This is a genomic window from Psychrobacter sp. Pi2-1 (assembly GCF_904846645.1).
Taxonomy (GTDB): Bacteria; Pseudomonadota; Gammaproteobacteria; order Pseudomonadales; family Moraxellaceae; genus Psychrobacter.
In genome coordinates this window covers 18,353-41,777 of record NZ_CAJHBO010000021.1, presented here as the reverse complement: position 1 = coordinate 41,777, position 23,425 = coordinate 18,353, and the positions used below count along the sequence as shown (strand labels likewise).

20 protein-coding genes are annotated in these 23,425 nt (G+C 42.8%); 13 read left to right on the top strand and 7 right to left on the bottom strand.

Annotation, left to right across the window (positions count from 1 at the left end; all coding sequences use genetic code 11):
- Nucleotides 1–87: 87 nt before the first annotated feature.
- The 6 genes from JMX91_RS11160 (at nt 88) to JMX91_RS11135 (ending at nt 5,843) form a co-directional block, all read left to right on the top strand.
- Entirely contained in the window at nt 88–663 is a 576-nt protein-coding gene (locus JMX91_RS11160) for a TerD family protein (RefSeq protein ID WP_057760825.1), read from the top strand.
- A 227-nt stretch (nt 664–890) separates the two neighbouring features.
- On the top strand, nt 891–1,958 hold the full coding sequence (locus JMX91_RS11155; protein WP_057760827.1) for a DUF475 domain-containing protein: 1,068 nt from the start codon (nt 891–893) through the stop codon (nt 1,956–1,958).
- A 290-nt stretch (nt 1,959–2,248) separates the two neighbouring features.
- Entirely contained in the window at nt 2,249–3,169 is a 921-nt protein-coding gene (locus JMX91_RS11150) for a glutaminase (protein WP_057760830.1), read from the top strand.
- Between the two features lie 454 nt (nt 3,170–3,623).
- A complete protein-coding gene (locus tag JMX91_RS11145; RefSeq protein WP_057760832.1) occupies nt 3,624–4,199 on the top strand; it encodes a TerD family protein in 576 nt (191 codons plus the stop codon).
- 206 nt (nt 4,200–4,405) lie between these two features.
- Nucleotides 4,406–5,158, top strand: a complete 753-nt coding sequence (locus tag JMX91_RS11140; RefSeq protein ID WP_201549165.1) for a TIGR00266 family protein — start codon at nt 4,406–4,408, stop codon at nt 5,156–5,158.
- Between the two features lie 76 nt (nt 5,159–5,234).
- Nucleotides 5,235–5,843, top strand: coding sequence for a TerD family protein (locus tag JMX91_RS11135; RefSeq protein ID WP_057760836.1), 609 nt, complete (start codon nt 5,235–5,237; stop codon nt 5,841–5,843).
- 121 nt (nt 5,844–5,964) lie between these two features.
- On the opposite strand, the gene JMX91_RS11130 is transcribed toward JMX91_RS11135, so the two are convergent.
- Entirely contained in the window at nt 5,965–7,239 is a 1,275-nt protein-coding gene (locus JMX91_RS11130; RefSeq protein ID WP_201549163.1) for a TerD family protein, read from the bottom strand.
- Between the two features lie 288 nt (nt 7,240–7,527).
- On the opposite strand from JMX91_RS11130, the gene JMX91_RS11125 reads away from it, so the two are divergent.
- The gene (locus JMX91_RS11125) at nt 7,528–8,679 is read left to right on the top strand and encodes an ATP-grasp domain-containing protein (RefSeq protein WP_201549161.1); all 1,152 of its coding nucleotides are present in this window, start codon (nt 7,528–7,530) and stop codon (nt 8,677–8,679) included.
- A gap of 129 nt (nt 8,680–8,808) precedes the next feature.
- On the opposite strand, the gene JMX91_RS11120 is transcribed toward JMX91_RS11125, so the two are convergent.
- Nucleotides 8,809–9,546 (bottom strand): MHYT domain-containing protein, encoded by a 738-nt coding sequence (locus JMX91_RS11120; protein WP_160020990.1) that lies wholly within the window; start codon nt 9,544–9,546, stop codon nt 8,809–8,811.
- A 126-nt stretch (nt 9,547–9,672) separates the two neighbouring features.
- Complete coding sequence (locus tag JMX91_RS11115) at nt 9,673–10,380, bottom strand: hypothetical protein (RefSeq protein ID WP_160020989.1); 708 nt, start codon at nt 10,378–10,380, stop codon at nt 9,673–9,675.
- A gap of 721 nt (nt 10,381–11,101) precedes the next feature.
- Here JMX91_RS11115 and JMX91_RS11110 point away from each other — a divergent pair.
- The 5 genes from JMX91_RS11110 (at nt 11,102) to JMX91_RS11090 (ending at nt 16,934) form a co-directional block, all read left to right on the top strand.
- The gene (locus JMX91_RS11110; protein ID WP_201549159.1) at nt 11,102–12,325 is read left to right on the top strand and encodes a S1 family peptidase; all 1,224 of its coding nucleotides are present in this window, start codon (nt 11,102–11,104) and stop codon (nt 12,323–12,325) included.
- A gap of 42 nt (nt 12,326–12,367) precedes the next feature.
- Nucleotides 12,368–13,684 carry a phosphoribosyltransferase domain-containing protein gene (locus tag JMX91_RS11105; protein ID WP_201549157.1) on the top strand — a complete coding sequence of 439 codons (1,317 nt, stop codon included), beginning with the start codon at nt 12,368–12,370 and terminating at the stop codon, nt 13,682–13,684.
- Nucleotides 13,685–13,726: 42 nt separating this feature from the next.
- Nucleotides 13,727–14,557 carry an HAD hydrolase family protein gene (locus JMX91_RS11100; protein ID WP_201549156.1) on the top strand — a complete coding sequence of 277 codons (831 nt, stop codon included), beginning with the start codon at nt 13,727–13,729 and terminating at the stop codon, nt 14,555–14,557.
- A 65-nt stretch (nt 14,558–14,622) separates the two neighbouring features.
- The gene (locus JMX91_RS11095) at nt 14,623–15,804 is read left to right on the top strand and encodes a cysteine protease StiP domain-containing protein (RefSeq protein WP_160020985.1); all 1,182 of its coding nucleotides are present in this window, start codon (nt 14,623–14,625) and stop codon (nt 15,802–15,804) included.
- A gap of 65 nt (nt 15,805–15,869) precedes the next feature.
- On the top strand, nt 15,870–16,934 hold the full coding sequence (locus JMX91_RS11090) for an HpcH/HpaI aldolase/citrate lyase family protein (protein ID WP_227679389.1): 1,065 nt from the start codon (nt 15,870–15,872) through the stop codon (nt 16,932–16,934).
- 151 nt (nt 16,935–17,085) lie between these two features.
- On the opposite strand, the gene JMX91_RS11085 is transcribed toward JMX91_RS11090, so the two are convergent.
- Complete coding sequence (locus tag JMX91_RS11085) at nt 17,086–17,898, bottom strand: alpha/beta fold hydrolase (protein ID WP_160020984.1); 813 nt, start codon at nt 17,896–17,898, stop codon at nt 17,086–17,088.
- A 338-nt stretch (nt 17,899–18,236) separates the two neighbouring features.
- Between JMX91_RS11085 and JMX91_RS11080 the strand changes: the two genes are divergently transcribed.
- On the top strand, nt 18,237–19,034 hold the full coding sequence (locus JMX91_RS11080) for an enoyl-CoA hydratase/isomerase family protein (RefSeq protein ID WP_201549155.1): 798 nt from the start codon (nt 18,237–18,239) through the stop codon (nt 19,032–19,034).
- A gap of 70 nt (nt 19,035–19,104) precedes the next feature.
- Here the strand turns inward: JMX91_RS11080 and JMX91_RS11075 are convergent, their stop codons facing one another.
- The 3 genes from JMX91_RS11075 to acnB all read right to left on the bottom strand — a co-directional run bounded on the left by JMX91_RS11075 (nt 19,105) and on the right by acnB (nt 23,048).
- Complete coding sequence (locus JMX91_RS11075; protein ID WP_201549154.1) at nt 19,105–19,545, bottom strand: PACE efflux transporter; 441 nt, start codon at nt 19,543–19,545, stop codon at nt 19,105–19,107.
- Nucleotides 19,546–19,753: 208 nt separating this feature from the next.
- Nucleotides 19,754–20,242: a DUF805 domain-containing protein gene (locus tag JMX91_RS11070; protein WP_201549153.1), complete on the bottom strand. Its 489-nt coding sequence runs from the start codon at nt 20,240–20,242 to the stop codon at nt 19,754–19,756.
- A 202-nt stretch (nt 20,243–20,444) separates the two neighbouring features.
- Complete coding sequence (gene acnB, locus JMX91_RS11065) at nt 20,445–23,048, bottom strand: bifunctional aconitate hydratase 2/2-methylisocitrate dehydratase (RefSeq protein ID WP_201549152.1); 2,604 nt, start codon at nt 23,046–23,048, stop codon at nt 20,445–20,447.
- Nucleotides 23,049–23,425 lie beyond the last annotated feature (377 nt).

Genomic DNA, 23,425 nt, shown 5'->3' with positions numbered 1-23,425 from the left:
GCGATGGATTTGCGCAGTTATTGCGTAAGCATCGCCTTTTTTCGATAACCTATAAAACCACTAACGTCTAATAAAAAGGATAACACCATGGCTTTATCACTTAATAAAGGCGGTAATTTATCGCTAACGAAAACTGACCCAAATTTAACCAAGCTACTTATCGGTCTTGGCTGGGATGAGCGTGCCACTTCTGGTGCTGAGTTCGACCTTGATGCTAGCGTGTTTTTGCTAAATGGCGCAGGCAAAGTGCGCGGCGATCACGACTTTATCTTTTATAATCAGCTTAAGTCTGACAATGGCGCTGTCGAACATACTGGTGACAACCGTACTGGCGAAGGCGATGGTGATGATGAAGTTATCAAAGTAAACCTCACTCAAGTACCTGCAGACGTAGATAAAGTAGTCGTGACAGTGACTATTCATGATGCTGCAGCGCGTAGCCAGAACTTTGGTCAGGTCGCCAATGCCTTTATCCGTGTTGTTAATGAAGAAACAGGCACTGAAGTAGTACGTTTTGATTTAGCAGAAGACTACTCTGTAGAGACAGCAATGGTGTTTGGCGAAGTATATCGTCACAACGGCGAATGGAAATTCCGCGCTGTTGGTCAAGGCTATTCAGGCGGTTTGCAAGCGATGTGTCAGCAATACGGTGTTGATATCTAAAACCATTATTTACTGGTATTTAGTCAGTTATTAGTCACCGTCATCACGTCCAAAATAGCAAACCGCCATCGTTGCAAATAGTCACAATTTTTAATGGCCAAATGACTAGTAATGCTTTACGTTTCGTTTAAAATTATGCATAAAAAGTGGTTAGTAATAACCGCTTTTTTGCGGTTCATGCCTATACTAGGTAGACCTTAGCTTTACGCAACCATACAGGATGTGTCATGAGACATTTTTATTTAGACTTTATCTTCACCGCAATTGCTTTGGCAATAGCAGCATGGTGGGGATATTCACATGGCGGTATGGGTGGCATGATAGCCACTCTTTCTATTACCGCTATTTTGGCCGTCATGGAGATTTCATTATCTTTTGATAATGCGGTGGTCAATGCTTCAGTCCTTAAGGGCTGGGACGAATTTTGGAAAAAGATATTTTTAACCGTTGGTATCCTAATCGCCGTATTCGGTATGCGATTGGTCTTCCCTATTGTCATCGTCGCGGTTACTGCTGACCTTGGTATGATGGAAGTCATCAACTTGGCTTTATATAGCCCTGAAGAGTACTCAGCAAGACTAATGGCACACCATGCAGAAATTTCAGCATTTGGTGGTATTTTCTTACTATTGGTATTCTTGAACTTTATTTTTGATGACAAAGAAGTACATTGGTTTGACTGGCTTGAGAGCCGTTTAGCCAAGCTAGGTAAAGTCGATGCCATGAGCGTATTTGTAGCGCTTATCGTCTTGATGATTGCGGTATCATGGGCTAATGCAGAGCAGTCAAGTGCTGTCCTAATCGCAGGTGTTTGGGGTATCTTGGTTTATCTGGGCGTACAGGTTGTATCAGGTATGCTTGAGGGCGATCTGGAAGAAGACCTAGAAAACGAAGAAAATGGTTCGGGCGCTGCGGCGACCAGTGCCATTATGAAAGGTGGTATCATTGGTTTCTTATACTTAGAAGTCCTAGATGCCTCATTCAGTTTCGATGGTGTGATTGGCGCATTTGCAATCACCAATGACGTAATTGTTATCATGTTAGGTCTTGCAATTGGTGCGATGTTCGTACGTTCTATGACTATCTTCTTGGTAGACAAAGGCACGCTTGACGAGTTCATCTATCTTGAGCATGGCGCACATTATGCAATCGGCGCATTGGCACTGATTATGCTATTGTCAGTGAAGTTCCATGTACCAGAGATTATCACTGGTCTGATTGGTATTGCCTTTATTGGTTGGGCGCTGCTAGCGTCACTTCAGCATCGCAAAGCTGAGAAAGCCAGCTTAAACTAAGGTATGTTCTCAGTGTAGTCTTTATTTAGTTATACATCTAAGCAGGTCATATCATCAGGTATGGCCTGTTTTTTTGTCATACTGTTTTTGTCATACTGTTTTTGCCACACTGTTTTTGTCATACTGTTTTTGCCACACTATTAGGTCATATTGAAGCCCCAAGATATCGAAATAACCAATAATTGAGACAATCAATGGTTAAAATTACGTTTGCCCTGTTACTATTACCCTATCTTCAGTTAAAATCCTCATCTTTAAATAACTTGTCGAAATAAGACCCTATAAACGATATGCAGAAAATTCTTGATGATATTGCCGCAGAGATGGCAAGAGAAACTGACCGCGGTAAAGTCGCAGATTATATCCCGCAATTAGCTCATATTGATCCTAATCAGTTCGGTATAGCAGTAGCGACTCCTGATGGGCATATGTATGCAGCAGGTGATGCAAGCACGCTGTTTTCCATCCAAAGTATCTCTAAGGTATTTACCTTGACCATTGGTCTTGGCAAGCTAGGCGATACACTTTGGACACACGTCGGACGCGAACCATCTGGCGATCCTTTTAATTCAATTGTGATGCTCGAGCATGAGTCTGGCCGCCCACGTAATCCTTTTATCAATGCTGGGGCAATCGCAGTTGTCGACGCCATCATGATGGGACATGAGCCAAAAGAAACACTGGGTGAAATCCTGCAGTTTGTTCACCTCATTGCAGATGATGAGTCAATTCGCTTTGATCATAAAGTAGCGGCTTCTGAGATGGCGCACAAGGACCGAAATGCCTCTCTGGCGCACTTTATGAAATCCTTTGGGCGTTTAAGACACGATGTGGATAATGTATTAGGTACGTATTTTCATCAGTGCTCAATTGCAATGAACTGCCAACAGTTGGCCAGTGCTGGTCTGTACTTAGTGTCTAATGGAGTTGATAAGCACTCAGGAGTACGCGTAATCAATGAAAAACGAGCACGCCGTATTAACTCGTTGATGATGATGTGTGGTCATTATGATGGTTCTGGCGAATTTGCTTACCGCGTGGGTTTGCCAGGCAAAAGCGGCGTTGGTGGCGGTATTTTGACGATAGCACCTGGTAAAGGGTCTATCGCGGTTTGGTCACCAGGGCTTGATCATGTAGGTAACTCTAAGCTTGGACTAAAAGCACTAGAGCGCTTCGTACAAAAAACTGGCTGGTCAGTTTTTGCAGAATAAGAGATACATGTATATTTATCTAAATAGGTTTTTTATATAATGCCATGCTCTCATACTAGCTGCGAAGCATACCTAAGCCATGAGTTTGTTTATTCTAAGCCCATATAGTGAGTCGGTACTTTTTTAAGCGATTGTTTTATCTAAGCGACCTTTGTGCTAAATCCCTTTTGTATGAAACATTACTTTTCATAACAATATCTTAACGACTATTGCTAAGTTGATTAGAAATTATCAAAGATACAGAAGTATTATGTCCCTTAGTAAGCATATAGTAAGCGCACAAAATACGCCTTGCTTAGTGAGCAAACGCTTAGTATAGTAAAACGTAATGATATGCAGGGCATAGCGTACAGGTAAGTTTTTATTATTTGCTCTGAGGTATCAGTCACTGCACAACTTTTAGTTTATTTTTTATCAATCAATCCACTTAACTATTAATCCAAAGGATATTTGTATGGCTATTAGCTTAACAAAAGGCGGCAACGTAAACTTATCAAAAGAAGCGCCAGGTTTAACTAACATTACAGTCGGTCTAGGCTGGGATCCACGTGCCACTGACGGCCAAGAGTTTGATTTAGATGCAATCGGTTTCTTGATTAACGAAGCAGGCAAAGTCCGTAACGACCAAGATTTTATCTTTTTCAATAATTTAAAATCAGATAACGGCGCTGTTGAACATACTGGTGATAACCGTACTGGCGAAGGCGATGGCGATGATGAGAAAATCAAAATCAACCTTGCTAGCATCCCAGCTGATGTCAACAAAGTAGCTATCTGTGCCATCATCTATGAAGGCCAAGCACGTAACCAAAACTTCGGTCAAGTTGGTGATGCTTATATCCGCGTTGTAAACGACAATGGTGAGTCTGAAATCGCTCGTTACGACCTATCAGAAGACGGCAGCACTGAAACAGCGATGATTTTCGGTGAATTATATCGTCACAGCGGTGATTGGAAATTCCGTGCGGTTGGTCAAGGCTTCAGCGGTGGTCTTGGACCATTAGCAGCCTCTTATGGCGTAAATGTTTAACGTTAAAACCAACGTAAACGTTTAGCAAGCCAATTATCATAATCAGACGTCTGGTTATGATCTAATGAGCCATCAAGTGTGCCCCTTTAACGCATTTGATGGCTTTAAATTTAATTGGCTTATCATTAAAATCTATAGAGCACATAAAAGCACACGCACACATCAAGAGCATTTAACAAAGATATTAGAATAAGGATTTGCAAGCCATGGCCGCAACATTCAGTTTAATTGGTACTATTGAACCTTTTTTGCATTGTAATCTTAAAAAAGGCGATTCGATATATTGTGAAGCCAATGCAATGGTAATGATGGAGTCTAACCTTGAGTTAAAAGGTAAGCTACAAGGTGGCCTGATGCAGTCACTGATGCGTCGCTTTGCAAACGATGAATCGTTGTTTCAACAGCAGATTGAAGCGGTTAATGGTGAGGGCGACTGTTTGCTTGCGCCTACGCTCGATGGTGATATGCAAATCATAGAAGTTGGCAAGCAGCAGTATACATTGAGTGATGGTGCGTTTGTCGCGGCTCAAACTGGTGTCGATATCAGAGCCAATATTCAGCGCAACTTAGGCGGTGCAGTATTCGGTGATACAGGCGGCTTTATGGTGATGCAGACTCAAGGCCAAGGCCAAGTCGTGGTATCTGGTTTTGGCTCGTTGTTCGAGATTGATGTCACACCAAACAAAGACGTCATTATTGATAACGGTCATGTGGTCTGCTGGGACTCAAACCTTGAATACAAACTGTCAGTTTCGACCAGTAAGAAAAAAGGCATCATGAGCAATATCATCAACTCTGTCACTAGTGGCGAAGGTATGGTTCTGAACTTTTCAGGAAGTGGCAAAGTCATTATTTGCTCGCGCAATCGCGACAGTTATCAAGGTTGGATACAAAGCGTCTTAGGTAGTAGCTCAGGCGGACGTGGCGGCGGTGGCGGATTTTTAGACAATATCTTATAGCACCTTTCGCAATTTATAATACTCTTTAGCATTATTTTTAAACGGTTTTACTCACAATTATTATAAGGATACTCACATGGCAGTTAGTCTTCAAAAAGGTCAAAAAATCTCCCTAAGCAAAGAAGCTGGTGGCGAGCTGACTCAAGTTAAATTGGGTCTAGGTTGGGATGTCGCTCAAGGGCCACAAGATAAAAAAGGTGGTTTCTTAGGAAAATTATTCGGCGGCGGTTCTGGCGGCGACTCTATCGATTTAGATGCTTCATGCATCATGTTCGATGCTAATAAGCAAGCAGTCGATGCCATTTGGTTCAGTCAGCTAAAATCGAAAGATGGCAGTATCGTGCATACTGGCGATAACCGTACTGGCGACGGTGATGGTGATGATGAAGTCATCAATGTCGATCTCTCAAGAGTACCTGCTAATGTGGTCTCATTGGTATTTACAGTTAATAGCTTTACTGGTCAAACGTTTGAGACAGTAGAAAATGCGTTTTGCCGTATCGTTAATGCCAATAACAATAGTGAAGTAGCACGTTATAACTTGTCTGCCCAAGGTGGACATACAGCGATGGTAATGGCAAAAGTTTATCGTCACAACAATGAATGGAAAATGCATGCGATTGGCGAGACAGCTTCTGGCCGTACTTTCCACGACTTAATGCCTGCTATCACACCGCATGCATAATTGACTTGAGACTTTAACTGGATTATTACCAATCTAGTTAAATAGTTTGTTTCAAAAAAGAGCGGCCCATCTATCAATAGTTGGGCCGCTCTTTTATATTTATTACTTATAATTAAGAATACTATTTACGTCCACGCTTCCAACTAAAGCCCCAGTTAAATGCTTTGTCCATTTCTTGGTGACCTTTGAAGTATTGGTTGATACGCTCAACATTGATACTGCCTTGTTGATTGACCAAGCGGGCAATGGCACACATTGGTAGATTACCAGCACCTTCGGTCAAACGTGTCTCAATCGGTGATTGCTCTGGCACATGGATAGTTACAACCCCATCGGTTTTTTCCCAGTTAGGTGCGCCTTCGTAAATAAATGCAAAGATAAACACCTCTTCAATCTGCGACCATTGCTGACCGTTAATATCTAGCCATTCACCGCCGCTTACCTGCCCCGTTCTATCATCCGCACGTAAGCAAACATAAGGCGCTGATTGCAAGCTACCAAAGCGATTGCCCAACGCTTGAATCAGGGTTTTTTCACCATTTTTTAGATGAATCATAGCGCCGACATCTAAATCGATACCGCTTGATTGATGCTGCTTAAACAGATCTCCCAGTATCCCTTTCTTGGGCGCTGCTCTATCACTTTGGGGGCGTTGATTCCAATCTAAATTGACCGAAATTTTGCCAAAATCATCACGTTTTTTAAGATTAATGCTAGATTGGTTTTTAGTTAACGTTATCTTACTTAAGTTAATCGAAGGACTTACAGGGATTGGTGGCGGGTTGTTGGCTTGAGACGTGCTGCTTGCTTTTTGCGTATTGATTGGTCGCTGAGTGTTGATAGGTTGAGGTTGGCTTTGTGCAGGGTTATGATTTTGGGCAGGCGCTTCATCAGCAATTTCCACACCAAAATGCTCAGATAAAGGTTTTAACCCTCCCTCAAAACCTTGGGCGATAAAACGAAATTTCCAGTTTCCTTGTCTGCGATAGCATTCAGCCAATATAATAGCTTTTTCATTACGTCCAGAGCTACTCAACTGACAGTTCATCAGCACTTGACTGCCCTGCAAGACTTGAATGTCCACATCGCCAACTTGCGACAGTGTTTGCGCACTAGAGAACGCTAGGGCAATTTTCTCAATAGTTGCAGGCTGTGCAGACAAATTAATATCAAAAAACCCATCACTGTCATGACCACGGAAGCTAACACTACCATCATCGCTACGTGTCTGACCATAAAATATCATGTCACCATCACCGCGTACTTTGCCGTCATTAGTCAGACGATAAGCGGCACAATCGATGGCATTTTGGCTTAAAATACGAATGCTAATATTGTCAGTCGGTAGTGGCGCATTGGCACCTGCAATTAGTTTTTGAGGTTGGTTTTGACTCATCATACGTCCTTTAGATTATTTATTATGCTGTTGTCATTGTCATGCCAACTATCATCATATAGTAGCATGGATATTATGAAAGTTTTGAACCAGACAATCGCGATATAAGCGATAAAGTTATCCTTACAAATCCTTATGACTATTTTATTAGAGGCGTTTATAACGCATATCATTTGTATATAATACGTCCTATTAAACCGTATACCTTTGTTAATATTACTACTAGATTTGCAGTAGCAATATTGATTTGTCCATTCCCTTACACCTAATGATAACGCTGAGAGAATTATGAATAATCTTGCTGACAATAGTAACCCTTCAATACCAGTAGCGGCGTGGTTAGCTGAAGGACAATCTAGCCAGCGTGATATGTTAGAGAGCTTACAAAGTCTAAAGAGCAAATCAAGCAGTTCTTCAAACAACCCTTTTCAAGTTATTGCCTCACACCGTCATGATAGACCTGAGATTTTTGAATTTGCTGATATAATTTATCGCGAGCCATCTGACTCGATCGTAGATACTGATGTCCAGACGACTAGCGAAACTGCTATACCACGCTGGCAGTTCGTATTGGAACAAGCTCAAAAGCATAACGTAAAAGTACTGCTGACTGGGCGCAATGGTATTGATTATGAAGCGCATCGTGAAAAATTTGACGCTGCGGGTATTCGTTTGTTAACAGGCGCAACTAGCGTAGCGGCACTAGAATCAATCGATGATAAATTTGCTTTTATGCAGCATTGTCACACTCATAACATTCCAGTGGCAGACGCATGGCTTTTTGACAATACGGCGGAGCTTGAGGCTTTATTAGCCGAGCATGGTAACCAACCTCTATGCGTCAAACCTGTTGTCGGTATTTTTGCCCAAGGGTTTTGGCGACTAGACACGGGTAAAGCAGATAGTACTGCGTACGATAGCTTTGAGCATTTATACTTCACTGAAGAGAAAAAAATTAATACGGCCCAGTTTGTAAATGCTTATACCAACAGCCAAATGGTACACGAGCGCCCTATTCCAATGTTGCTCATGCCTTATTTGTCAGGGCAAGAGTACTCTATCGATGTGGTCTGTGAATATGGCGAAGTCCTAGCTGCTGTCACTCGTCATAAAACAGGAAAAATACAACATGTTGGTTATGAGCAGTCTGTCATGGATGTTGTAATCCCTTTGATTAGGTCTTTTGGCTGTGATGGTATCGTCAGTGTACAAACCAAAGCTGATGATAGCGGTCAGCACCGTGTTCTTGAGATTAATAGCCGCCCATCAGGTGGTATTGGGTATACCTCTCATAGTGGGATCGACTTAACGCAAGTCGGATTTTCTTATTGGTTAGGCTTGTCAGAGAAACCTAACTTAGAGACCAATATTCAGCATATTGAACCATGCCAAGTACGCTCTATTATGATGAGTGTCAAAATTGAAAAGGATGATGAATAAATAGCCTGCTAAGCATGCACGTGGTTAGCAGATGATTTGAACAGACACAAAAAAAGGTTTTTAGATTAATATCTAAAAACCTTTTTATTATCTTCATTCTTAAAAAGTATTAAAAATGAGCGTTTAAAATTACTCGCCAAACGCTAATGTTGCTTGCTTAGGTGCATTTTTAGAAGCAATGACCCATAATAAGCTTAATACGATTGCTGAACCGATGAAGATCATAATTGATGAAGAGATGGCACCTGCATGCGTATAATCCATAGACATCGAGTGATCCATCATCGTCATTTCCGTCGCGGCTATACCAGTGTAATGCATACCACAAACTGCCAGACCCATGATGAAGGCACTACCAAAACGCTGTACTGTACCACGTAGATTGAATGCCAACCATAGTGCAGCGATAGCAGCTGCAATAGCAATCACAATCGATAAGATAAGTAGCGGTATATTATATGACATGGTAGCGTCCATTTGCATAGAAGCCATACCGGTATAATGCATGGCTGCAACACCCAGTCCAGTAAGCACGCCGCCACCGATTAACTTAGCAACGCTTGGTTCACCGCGACCTACGATGACAATACCGACTGCAACGAAACAAATCGCGAGTAGCATTGAGACAATCGTCAGGCCCAAGTCATAAGTCACAGGCATTTTCATGTCTACAGCCATCATACCGATATAATGCATAGACCAAATCGCACCACCGATAGCAATCGATGATAACGCTACCCAAAAATACAAATCCGTTCCTGGCTTAGCAGAAGGTACTCGAATGGCAAGGTTTAAGCCAACATAAGAACCAAATACTGCAATGGCGTATGAGACCAACACCAAAAGTAAGTTATATTCAACTTCCATTATTTTTTTGCCTTTTATCTATCATAAGAATTGAGTCAAATAACGTTACTTTTATTGCAACACGGTGCGTCATTCGCTCGTTGATTTTTTTTGCATAGACATGAAATTATCTATACACAATTTTTCCTACCCAATGGTAAATTCACAAATATTGGTACTACCGGCGCCGCAGTTAGTCTCTTCAACCTGAACCACATCTATAGCGGGGTTGCTTGCCAAAAAGCCTTCTATATAACCTACAATAAAATGGCATCCTGAGTGAGTATGGTCTGACGACTTACAGAACGGACATTTGATTAAATAGATCACATTATTCTTTGCTTTAACTTTAGACAGACCTTTTAGTGCTGGCACAAGTTCACGAGTGATCGTAGTAGGCATCTTCAGTGGACTACCAAGTGAATAATCACGCTGGTAAATACCGCCACCAACCTTACGACCCAACTCCTGCAATGCAGTCATACGTCGCTCAATAGGCAAACTATCTTCATACTGACTGACAATATCTGCTATTTTAGGGTAATAAGCACCGATGGCTGATAAGACGCTTTTCTCATCCAATGTCTTCTTTGCAGGGGCAGCTGACGATCCGCCCTCTTCATCTATTTCTAAATTAAAAAGCGTACAGCCTTCAATTGAAGATAAATCCTCGATTAGATCTGCCTGTGTCTTAGAGCCTAGACTTCTTGCGATCACATGAATGATGTTACCACCATTCTCTGAAGGTTCTTGCTTTTGGGAGACCAGCTGATAACCTGCTTTGATAAGCGGCGAAATAACATTGACCAGGCGAATACGTTCAGAAGATGTTTCTAATGCACAAGAGAATTTCACAGAGCACTCCTTTTCTTAAAATACTGCTACGCTTTCTTATAACAAGCTATCTAGATAAGCTAATGTGAATAACGTCTCAAAGGTCCACCAACTGACTTTCTCACAATATAAAAAATATTCAGACATCAACCACACAATAGTTTTTGTATATCTTTTATATTATAAGAAATGAAATATATTCAGTAGGTGAAACTTCGACTTTTATAGTTATTAAGCATACAAGTGCTCTAACTACTAGAAATTCATTAATCGAGAAACAGTAACAAGCTTGAAAATAAGATTAGAATTAATAGGTTTGAATCAGATCCTATTTTTAAACTTTACAGATAATATTTGGTCACAGTAGAGTTACTAAATAGCAATAGATTTTGACTGTATTATCACCGGAATCCTGTTTTGTAGCAATACACTATATGGCTTTGTCCGATAAGTGGCTCCATTAGCCGACAAATGGCTAGACTGTAAAACTTCATCATTATTTCCTAAAAGTAATTAATTATTAAAAGGAATCCCGAAACTATTTCAACCTATATATCTTGATATATCTATTATGCAATTAATCTTAACTGTATATTAAAACCCCTATTAATGTTTTCTCTTTGTAGAATGATAGGTTCAAAATAAAATCAAAACCCTTTATGTAGTCAGAATTTAGTCTCAAGGATAAAATCATTAAACAATAAAAATAATTATAATCGCGCAAATAAACTAAGGAAATGTGATGTCGAAGCAAGTCGAATTAGTGCTAGGTGCCAATACTGTTATCGAAAACACCAAATGTTCGATCGCATTTTCTACTACTAAACCATTAGAGTTTGGACAGCAGCTTGGGCTATTGTGGTTGCCATTAGATGCAAATCGTAAAGCAGTTTGTAGTCCTGCTTATTTACATGAGTCTAAGGACTGGGCTCAGCTCGATAACAAGGATAATCCAAGCGCATGGCAGTTAGATTTACCCCAGTTATTTAATAAAAATAATGTTAGTTTCTTACAACTGATTGCTTATGTTTATCATGAGCCAAGCCTAAACTTGCCAGCGGTAGAGTTGAACGACGTAAGCCTCACGCTCAACAACGGGGATATTCGCTATAACTTCACAACAAACGAGCGGCATGTCAAAGCGGCAATTATATTAGAAATATATCAGCGTCATGGACAGTTTAAATGTCGAGCGCTTGGCGAGGCGTCAACGCAAGGCTTAGCGAGTCTTGAGCATCATGTACAGGTTAGTCTGGATATTCGTCCACCTAGCACACATACGCTTATTAAAGAAGCACAGCAGCAGCGTACTCAACCAAATAACGAAGCTCGCCCTCCCCGTCATGTACAAGCAGGCGAAACTTGGACAGGGACAGCGTTTGCTATTGATCCCTATCATTTGCTGACCTGCTATCATGTAATTGAGTCAGCAGCGATGGTTGGCGTACGTCAGCAAGGTCAGCCTGATCGCGAGGCACAAGTGGTATTCAGCGATATTGGAAGCGATTCAGCTATTATTAGAGTTAGCGACCCTCTGCCTAGCTACCTCCCATTGGCGCAGCAATGTGTTGATATATTGGGTGAGACCATTACCACACTGGGGTTTCCATTGTCAGGACTGAGTAGCCAACTGCAAGTCACCCAAGGCTGTATCTCAGGATTGACAGGCTTAAATAACGATATCCGTCATATACAATTCACCGCACCCATTCAGCCCGGTTCTAGTGGTAGTCCTTTATTATTGCCGACTGGAGAGGTCGTCGGTATGGTCACATCCAGTCTGGTTCATGAACATGCACAAAATATGAACTATGCAGTGAAATTTCAGTTATTATCTGCCCTACTGGCGAGCGCTGGCATCAGTTTGGAGCACACGACTGATTTGACCAGTGCTACGCCTCTTACCACACCTCAGCTAAGCAAGCAAAGTCGCAGTGCCTTATGGCTAGTTGGCTGTCAAGGTTAAAAATCTACGACGACATACAAATAAAAGCGCCAAGGAATATGAATGTTAAACGAGCAACACAGTACGACCATCACCCTACCCCGTGGTACGCTAGATCTAACTTATCAAACCAACTCAGCCACCAATAAATCAGCCACCAATAAAAATGGCGCAGAACAACGCGACCATTATCAATTAGAAGATTTACTTGGATTTGCACAGCGTATCAATCCAAAGCGGGCGTTTTTGTTTGTCTCAAAAGTGCTAGGTCGTCATATTCCTGTTGCGCCAAGCACTATGCGAGAGGCATTTACTGATTTGGCTGACTTAGTGCCTAGTGACTTGGCCGAGCCAGTGCTAGTCATTGGTATGGCAGAGACTGCTGTTGGTCTATCTGCTGGCGTCCATCAAGCATTGCAAACGCGCTATCCTCAAGCTCTGCTATTAAACTCTACGCGTCATGCACAGCACGATGAAAGTAGTGATCCGAATGGTACCAACTCCTTGCTGACGACATTTTGTGAAGACCACAGTCATGCCAGCCAGCATTTGATTTATCAGAGCAAAGATAGCGTTACTCAAGCGCAGCTACTGGCCAGTAAAACATTAATTATGGTAGATGATGAAGCCTCAACGGGTAATACCTGTGTGAATGTCGTCACTGCCTTACGTGAAGCAGGACTGAGCCAGTTAGAGCAAGTGCATCTAACAACATTGGTCGACTGGTCATTAGATCAAGAAAAACCCAATCCACAGTCGGATGCTAAACCTGCACGTATGGCGGATCGTCTCGCTGGCATTGAGTTTCATCGCCACCATTTACTGTCTGGTGCATGGCAATGGACAGATGCACCCAATCCTGAACCCATTTTGATGCCATCGGTTGATACTACTGCCGCTGGTAGTCAGGCGCTCGGTGATACGGGCAACTGGGGGCGCTTTCCAACACTAGACAGTACAGAGGGTTTTGCTAACTATCTTTCAAGTTTTCAGACTGCATTTACGCGCTTCGATGGCCAAGAAAATTTTGATGTTACTCAGCTACCAAAAAGAATCCTAGTATTGGGTAGCAATGAGTTTGTTTGGTTGCCGTTTCTATTGGCTGAATGGCTTGAAATAGAGTCTAAAAAAATGAGCGAAGATACAGCTAGCATGGTTGATTTTAGCGCATTAACTCGCTCACCGATTGCGCTCGGCGGGGCGATTGCCACGATGCTGAGCTTTAGCGACAATTATGGGCTTGGTATGACCAATTTTGCTTATAACATTGAGCCTAGTAATTGGGATTTAATAGTTTTGTGTATAGAAACATCAGCCGATAGTGTAGATGCTATGTGGCGAGGTTTGGATAACGTGCTAGTGGTGAGCCCTAGTCATTAAACTGCTCTCTAACTTTCAAACCTATTATTTACGGACGACGCCATGAATACCTCCTTTTTTAAAGCCAACTCAGATATTAATAAGCCTTATGCCTTGATGGATTTGGATGACACGTTATTCCAAACCCAGCGTAAAATTGATGCATGGGATTTACCCACTACTGAACCTGAATCTTTGGTTTGTGCAACGGTCAATAAACAAGACGAGCCACTGAGTTTTATGAGTCAGCGTCAAGCAATATTTTTTAACTGGCTACTTGCTAGTACTGAATTAATTGTAGTGACGGCGCGGGATCGTAGTGAGATTAAACGCGTTAAGCTGCCTTTTGATAGTTGGCAAGTATTGACCCATGGGGCAATTATTTTAACGTCTGACGGAGCGCTGCTGAGCAGTTGGCAGCAGCATATGTATAGTAAGCTTGCGCCATTGCAAGAAAAGCTTAATCAGTTAAGTCAATTGTTTGCCAGTCATAGTAAAAGCGAGCAAAGTCATTTAGTATTTACACCGCATATCGATAGCTTTAACAATGGTTCTGTTGATAAAGAGCTAACCATTTATCTGGCTATCAAACATGCGCAGAAGGATCATCAAGCGCTCGTAGATTTAGCTGAGAAACTGCCCACTCTGATACGTGACTTTGATCAAGATTTCTATGTACATGTGAACGCTAATAACTTAGCGATATTACCTCATGCGGTTCATAAACGTCATGCCGTACAGTTTTTATTAGAGCATCACTTAGACCATCAGCGTCCCAGTTTTGGCTTTGGTGATAGCTTAGCTGATCTGCCTTTCTTACAGTTGTTAGATTGGTACGGTATGCCCAATCATGGTCAATTGCATGAGCAATATCAGTCTAAATCGTCAGGCTAAACCATCAGTTTAAACTGCAGCCACGCAAATCCACTGTTATCATTACGAGTGCTATTATTCATACTATGACTTTACCTAATATACAGACAAAAAGAGCCGCTTTAAAAAACTATGGCTCAGGCAGCTATCTTGCGAGCGATGTCACTGTCCTACTCGATATGGTGGATAAGGACGCGGTTGCCGATGTGCCAGTCAGTCAAAAAGAAGCGCTTATCCAAAGCGGACAACGCCATTACTCTGACATGTTGACCTTAGAGCAAGCGCCTACTGCAAAGCATGAGCAGCTATACATACAGGCATTAGAGCAAGGCTCAACAAGGACCGCGACCGATATCGCTCATTTGTCTCATACGCTACATCAAGTTTTTCAGCAGAATGTGAGTGATGAGCATCCACTGGTTTTAGTCAGCTTGGTACGAGCTGGTCTGCCGATCGGGGTGTTATTGCAGCGTGCGCTGTCGGATACAGACAGTAGCTATCACCTGCCAAGCGTACATTATGGCATCAGTATCATTCGGGATCGTGGTCTTGATCCAGTGGCCCTGCAAATGCTACTGGAAGCTTATCCAAACAGTCCAGTCATATTCGTCGATGGCTGGACAGGTAAAGGTGCCATCTATCAAGAGTTGGCTCGTAGTCTAGAGACGTTTAGCGATTCTACTCATGTTAATTTTGCTAATATTTTTCATCAAGGTGCTAACGTCATTCCGCTACTGACTCTTGCCGATCCGGCTGGCGTTGCTTGGCTCGCGGCTAGTGAAGAAGACTGGTTAATCCCATCAGGGTTGTTAAATAGCACCGTATCAGGATTAATTTCACGCAGCTTGTATACAGAGCCGTCATCAGGCCTGCATCGCAGTGTCTTTTATGATGATTTAATTGAGGTAGATCACAGTTTGGCATTTATTGAGCGTATCGATGCCGTGAGACGAGCATTGGCTACAACTCCAGCGCGTTTACCGACTTACCAGCAGCCACGCTACCAGACTGCGGCGTTGATAGAGACGCTGGCAGCAGATTATCATATCGTCAATCGCAACCGTATTAAGCCGACTATTGCTGAGGCAACACGTGCCATATTACGCCGTGATCCCGAGCGTATATTGCTCGCTACTGCTGAGCACCCTGATACCATATTGCTACGCCATTTATGTGCGCAACGAAACATCACTATCAGTGTATTAGGTGATAAAATACTGCCTTATCAAGCCATCACGCTTATCAAGCAGCGCTCCCAAGACACTTAATACATTTAACGGTATTAAATACTTTCTTTTTCGTTCTCTTATACTCTCTACTTATGATGCCAATTATGTCAGATATGCTAAAAACCGAGTCAGACCTTTACAATGATACCCAATCTTATGCGCATCTGATCACTGAGCGTCATGCGATGGTCAAGCCGCACACGCACCATCCATATCAGCTCGGTGCTAGCTTATACATGCCTGCGACTCGCCAAGATATTTGGCAAGTCATCAAACGGGATAAATTACCGACGATTAATAGTATTATTATCTGTCTAGAAGATGCTGTCAGTCAGCAGGATGTTGAGTTAGCGCTTGAGCGTTTGCGAACCCTCCTAAATACTTGGGCTGAGCATGTGAATAGCATCAATGCGCCATCTAAATCGGCGAAGATTCATGCCCAGCATCCGACACGTCCACTGGTCTTTATACGTCCACGTAGCCCGATGATGCTACAGCAACTGGCTGATTATACCCATATCGATCTTATCGATGGTTTCGTCATGCCAAAAGTCGATATGTATAGCCTATCTAACTGGCGCATGGCTTGTCAGAACCTAAAAGTAGATCAACTACTTATGCCGACGCTCGAAACCGCAGCGCTGTTTAATCCGCATCACAATCAGGAGCTTGCCATCGCTTTTAAAGAAGCATTTAGCCAGCCAGTTTTTGCATTGCGTATCGGTGGTAATGACTTATTTGCAGCACTGCGCTTACGTCGGCCAAAAAACAGTATTGTCTACGACTCACCTATCGGTACGTTGGCTTATCAAATGCTTGGCTGTTTTGTGCCGCATGGTTTTTATCTTACCGCGCCAGTATTTGAGTACTTGGATCAGCCGACGCTATTTATGCAAGAGTTGAACCGAGACGTCAGCTTAGGCATGGTGGGAAAAACTGTCATTCATCCAAGCCAAATCGCCCTAGTACAGCAAGCTTACTGTGTGCCACTGAGTACATTGGATGAAGCGCAAGCGATCCTTCACTCTGAGGCCAAAGCGGTATTTAAGTACAATAATACGATGCTAGAGCCTGCGACGCACCGTGCTTGGGCGACTGAAATTGTTAATCGTGCAGAAGCCTTTGGCACCATTGATGACGGACATAGCCAATACAGCTCACGAATGTAGCTTTCATCTCTGATGATGGTTTTCTGTCATTTAACAACTCACACTATGAAAAAAGCCGCTATCAAATAACAGGTAGCGGCTTTTTTATATAGATATATGCTCAGGATTTCCTATCAATATGAAACTTTAAAGCTCTCGAACAGTAGCTACACTAAACACAACTTTCCAAAAACTGACGAAGTACTTGATTCACTTGATCAGGCTCTTCTACTGTCGATGTATGACCCGCACCTTTGATAATAGCAAGCTTTGACCCAGCGATAGCAAAATGCATGCGTTCAGATTTGGCATAAGGCGTAGCGGCATCTTCATCACCTACCACGATTAATGTTGGCGTTGTAATCTCACCCAACTGCTCATAAGTACCGGTACGCTCAATAACGCCCATTGTTGCTTTGACCACGCCGCCTTTGCGATTGCTTTGTAGCATCGTCAGCCACTGCTTACGGTCAGATTTGCGCAGTTTGTCTGCCAAAAACGTACTGCCAAACATAATTGGCATCACCTTATTACTCACACGCTTCATACCCAACCAGCGAATCGCTTTAACCAGCTTGCGATACTGAGGGATGTTTTTTGGATCTTCAGGGTCAGCAGAGGTTTCTAACAGCGTTAACGACAACAGCAACTCAGGGCGTTTGAGCGCGATACGTTGAGCCACGAACCCGCCCATAGATAGTCCAACGAAGTGACATTTATCAATTCCAAGCGCTGCAAGTAAGCCAAGCGTATCGTCAGTCAGCGTCTCCATATCATAGCCAGATTTGGTAACCTGCGACTGACCTTGCCCGCGAAAATCAAAAGCAATACAACGATAGTCTGTTTGAAAGTGCTCCACTTGCTTGTCATACATCTGTGAGCTCCACAGTAGACCATGAGCAAATACGATAACGGGTTTTTGTGTGTCATTCGGTGCGCTGTCTTCGTAATAAATATCAGCGTTATTTACAGTGATAGTTGGCATAACCACATCCTTGTTTGATCAATGAGAGTTCGAGCGTACCCTTGTGTCTTTTACGACTCTTTTACGCTCAACCTGGCATATTAGCATAATCCATTAACCCCTTAGGTCATAGCCTTTTTACGAGTCAGTCGTTTTGTCTCATTAGCTAGCATCAGCTTTTACGATAGAATAGTAAAGTTTACCAGTATGTAGATGTGTCTTAAGCGCCCACAAAACACGCTTTTATAATCATAGCAAGCTGCTATAGTAATCAGCATTGAACCATTTTTACCTTTATCTCAAAGTATTGTCATTGATACAGAATATTAAAACCGTCATTTAAAATAAGGAAATCTCAAATGTCACAGTCTCTCGTCGATTATCAAGTTGCAGAGCACATTGCTACCATTACCTTTAACGATCCAAAAAGCTTAAATGCCTTTGGCACACCCTTAAAAAACCAAGTCTTGATAGCGCTAGATAAAGCGGCTGCAGATGATCAAGTACGGGTAATTATTTTACAAGGGGCTGGTGGTGACTTCTCAAGCGGCGGCGATATTAAAGAGATGTTGTCTGAAGGATTAGACAAGGATATTGTTTCAAACAAATTAAGAGGCATGGTAGAAGGTGCAGGCGAAGTCAGCTTAAAACTACGTCATATTCATAAGCCGATTATTGCCAAATTAGAAGGTGCTGTGGCAGGTGCTGGCATGAACTTGGCGCTTACTTGTGACTTCCGCATTGCCGCAGACAATGCAAAGTTTGTACAAGCGTTCGTTAATATTGGCCTAGTGCCAGATGCAGGTGGTATTTACTTATTAAACCAATTGGTTGGTGCAGCAAAAGCCACTGAGCTTGTAATGCTAGGTGATAAGCTAAAAGCAGAAGATATGGCGCGCTTAAATCTGGTAAACAACGTGGTTAGTGCTGACGAGCTAGACGCCACCGTACAAGCATTGGCGCTACGATTGAGCCAACTGCCAGGCAAAGCGTTGGCTGCTATGAAAGAGAGCTTCAACGTACACGCCTTCGCTGGTTTGAGTGCAGCGTTAGATACGGAAGTAGAGCAACAGACCGTAATGGCAAAAACCGATGACTTTATCGAAGGGGTTAGCGCCTTTATAGCGAAGCGTAAGCCGGTATATCAAGGTAAATAACAAGATAAACAATGATGCTATCAAAAAAGGGCTACCAATATGGTAGCCCTTTTTTTGTTAATGCCTTTGATTAAGAAGCGGTCGCTGGTTTAGAATGATGAGGTAACGTAAATATCTTGTCAAAAATCAGAGTAAACGTAAACGTATAAACTAAGAAAAATAGCAGTAGCGCTACTTCCATCATAAAGGCTTTTACTAGACCAACATCGTACCAAATCATATATAGTGGTAAGCAGATTAACACCAGCCCACCTTCAAAACCAAAAGCATGTGCACTGCGTATCCATAACGTGCGACGTACAATGCGCTTGCGACGTTCCCACGCTTCAAAAGCGGTATTATATATAAAGTTCCAAATGATGGCAGCCAGCGATACCATCATCGCGACAGGCAACGATTCTGATGCATCACTGTGACTGAGTTTCATCAATATGAGGGTAGATAAGATAATCGCGATAATTTCGAAAGCGGTCACATAAATTAAGCGACGTTTAAGCGGTGATAAAGTCATCAACCAAGACTCCAAAGCACCTGTATTTAAACAGTAAGGTGCATATCAAAGTATCGGTCCGTCCCGAGTTAGAAAAGATAAATAAAGTGCAGAGCCACGGTTTCCGCCTGCCCCTATATTATACAGAAACCAAACTCAAAAATCAGTGAGGACATTTGTAAACAGACGTAGGCCGTTTTATTAACAATTATCGCCTGTTCTAACCGGACTATTTTGCCGGTAGACCCCATTTATTGGTTTCAGGCTTGGTATCACTCGCTAGAAATACCAGTAATATAATAGAGCCTATCAGTGGTACTATCCCTATCAAAAACCACCATCCTGAGCGGCTAGTATCATGTAAGCGACGGATAGTCACGGCAAGACCAGGCAGAAATAAACCAAGTGCCGCTACTATGTAAAATAAACCTGTCTCTGAGCTGAATATTAATGCATCTAGCAGCATTGCAACGATCATCACTCCCATTTGTACTAGAAAGAAATACCAATATTCTTTACGGCGAGCACGGCCAGAAAAATTCGTGTAATTTCTCATGCCCTTTTTAAACCAGTCAATGATGCCATAATTTGCTTCAGCACTATGATTATTAGCCACCGTAGCTCTAGGCAATGGCGGCTCAGCACTATGATTATTAGCCACCGTAGCTCTAGGCAATGGCGGCGGTGTCGCTTTATCGAGCTTGATATTATTTTCCATAGGGCTTTTTATCTCAGTCGTGAAAAGTAGAAATCGTCATTGAAAATTATCAACACTTGGCTTTTATTATAGATACTCAATAAAAGTTTGTAAATGAATACTAGTTTTCTTAGACTCATCAATAAAAAACCCCGCATCATGACGATACGGGGTTATTCTATAATTAAAGCTTAAAAACGTTTTGCTTAAGCTGCAACCAAGATTAGGTCAACTGAGCAACGTTAATCTTGTCTGCTTCTTCAGTATAGTCTTCCATACGGTCGAAGTTCATGTATTGATAGACTTCATCACCCATGCTGTTTAGCATGCCAGCATACTGCTGATACTCATCGTTAGTCGGCAATTTACCAAGTACCGCTGCGACTGCTGCAAGCTCAGCAGAAGCTAGGTATACGTTAGCGCCTTGACCTAGACGGTTCGGGAAATTACGAGTTGAGGTCGATACCGCAGTAGATTTCGGTGCGATACGTGCTTGGTTACCCATACATAGTGAACAACCTGGCATTTCAGTACGAGCGCCGGCTTGTGCATAGATGTTGTAGTAACCTTCTTCCATCAACTGACGTGCATCCATCTTAGTAGGTGGTGCAATCCATAAACGAGTCTTCAAGCTACCTGCTGGTACGTCTTGTAGCAATTTACCAGCGGCACGGAAGTGACCGATGTTAGTCATACATGAACCAATGAATACTTCATCAATCGTATCACCAGCCACGTCTGCTAGCGTTTTTGCATCATCTGGATCGTTCGGGCAGCACAGGATAGGCTCTTTGATTTCGCTCATATCGATAGTGATGTCGATAGCATATTCAGCATCATCATCAGCACGCATGAGGCTTGGATTAGCCAACCACTCTTGCATTTGCTCAACACGGCGGCTAATCGTACGTGCATCGCCATAGCCTTCTGAGATCATCCACTTAAGCAGCGTGATGTTTGAGTTTAGGTACTCAGTCACTGATGCTTCAGACAAAGTGATGGTACAACCAGCAGCACTACGCTCAGCTGAGGCATCAGACAATTCAAACGCTTGCTCAGCGGTCAAATCTTCTAGACCTTCGATTTCAAGAATACGGCCGTTGAACTCGTTGATTTTACCTTTCTTATCAACCGTCAAGTAACCTTCTTTGATCGCTTGATAAGGAATCGCATGTACGAGGTCACGCAAGGTGATACCAGGCTGACGCTCACCAACAAAACGAACACGGACAGATTCAGGCATATCAAGTGGCATCACACCAGTTGCCGCTGCGAAAGCAACTAGACCAGAACCCGCTGGGAACGAGATACCCATTGGGAAACGAGTATGCGAGTCACCGCCAGTACCAACGGTATCTGGAAGTAGCATACGGTTCAACCATGAGTGGATGATACCATCGCCTGGACGTAAGCTTACGCCGCCACGGTTCATAATAAAGTCAGGTAGTGTGTGCTGAGTCTCAACGTCAACTGGCTTTGGATAAGCCGCAGTATGACAGAATGACTGCATCACTAGGTCTGCTTGGAAACCCAAACATGCCAAGTCTTTTAGCTCATCACGCGTCATTGGACCAGTCGTATCCTGAGAACCGACCGTAGTCATCTTAGGCTCACAGTACATACCTGGACGTACGCCTTCTAAGCCACATGCTTTACCGACCATTTTCTGCGCTAGAGTGAAGCCTTTACCCGTATCAGCTGGCTCTTCTGGCTTAGCAAATACGTCAGAATGACCAAGACCCATATATTCACGAGCACGGTTCGTCAAACCACGACCAACGATCAATGGAATACGGCCACCAGCACGCACTTCGTCAAGCAACGTAGGTGAGCTTAGCGTAAACGTTGATAGAACTTCATCAGAGTCATGCTTGGTGATTTTGCCATCATGTGGGTAGATATCAAACACATCACCCATATTTAGGTTATCAACCGCCACTTTTTCGATTGGCAATGCGCCAGAATCTTCCATCGTATTGAAGAAAATCGGAGCGATATTGTTACCTAGTACTAGACCGCCACCACGTTTGTTTGGCACGTTAGGAATGTCCTCGCCCATGAGCCACAATACTGAGTTGGTGGCAGACTTACGGCTAGAACCCGTACCAACCACGTCACCAACATAGGCTAGCGGATGGCCTTTTTCTTTCAATGCTTCGATTTGCTTCATTGGACCAACAACGCCCTCGTCGTCAGCATTGATGCCGTCGCGAGAGTTTTTGTGCATGGCTAATGAATGCAATGGGATATCAGGACGGCTCCATGCGTCTTGCGCTGGAGACAAGTCATCCGTGTTGGTTTCGCCAGTGACTTTAAACGTCGTGTAAGTGGTTTTCTTTGGTACTTCAGGGCGGTTCAAGAACCATTCTGCGTCAGCCCAAGACTGTACCACTTCTTTAGCAATGGTATTGCCCGCTTCAGCTTTTTCAGTCACGTCATTGAATGCGTCAAATACTAGCAAAGTTTTCTTTAATGCTTCAGCAGCGTCTTGTGCAACTTCGCTGTCATCAAGGGCAGCAACCAATGGCTGAACGTTGTAGCCACCTTGCATCGTACCTAAAATTTGAACCGCTTTTTGCTTGCTGATCAATGGTGAAGATGTCTCACCTTTTAAGATCGCTGCCAAAAATGCCGCTTTCACGTAGGCTGCTTGGTCAACACCAGCAGGGATACGGTTTTCTAGCAAGTTCATCAAAAATGCATCTTCGCCTGCTGGCGGGTTCTTTAGTAATTCAACCAACTCTGCTACTTGTTTTTCGTTCAATGGTAGCGGAACCGTTCCTAGCTCAGCACGTTCTTCGACATGTTTACGATAAGCTTCTAACACAATAGTCGTCCTCGTCAGTTGGGGTTTAGCACATTACGTGGGTAGTCAGCATGACCGCCTGCGTCCATATACTATAGGGAATAATTATCCGTGCAATCATAGCTTAAAACGCTTTAAATGTTAATGGCTCAGCCCTGAAAAGGCGCATAGTAAGGCCATATTGAACATTTATTATAAAAATAGTGCCATCAATAATATGATTGTAGCGTTCATTATAACTGGCATTTGCCTGATTACGCTTATCAATCAGCGCTTGCTTTATGACTGAGCAGACACCATATGACTGATATACGATTTTGTAAGAAACAACTTCGATAAAATTTCGCTTAAAAAAATGTAGCAACTTCGATTTATTAACAGTCAATTTGATAAAAACA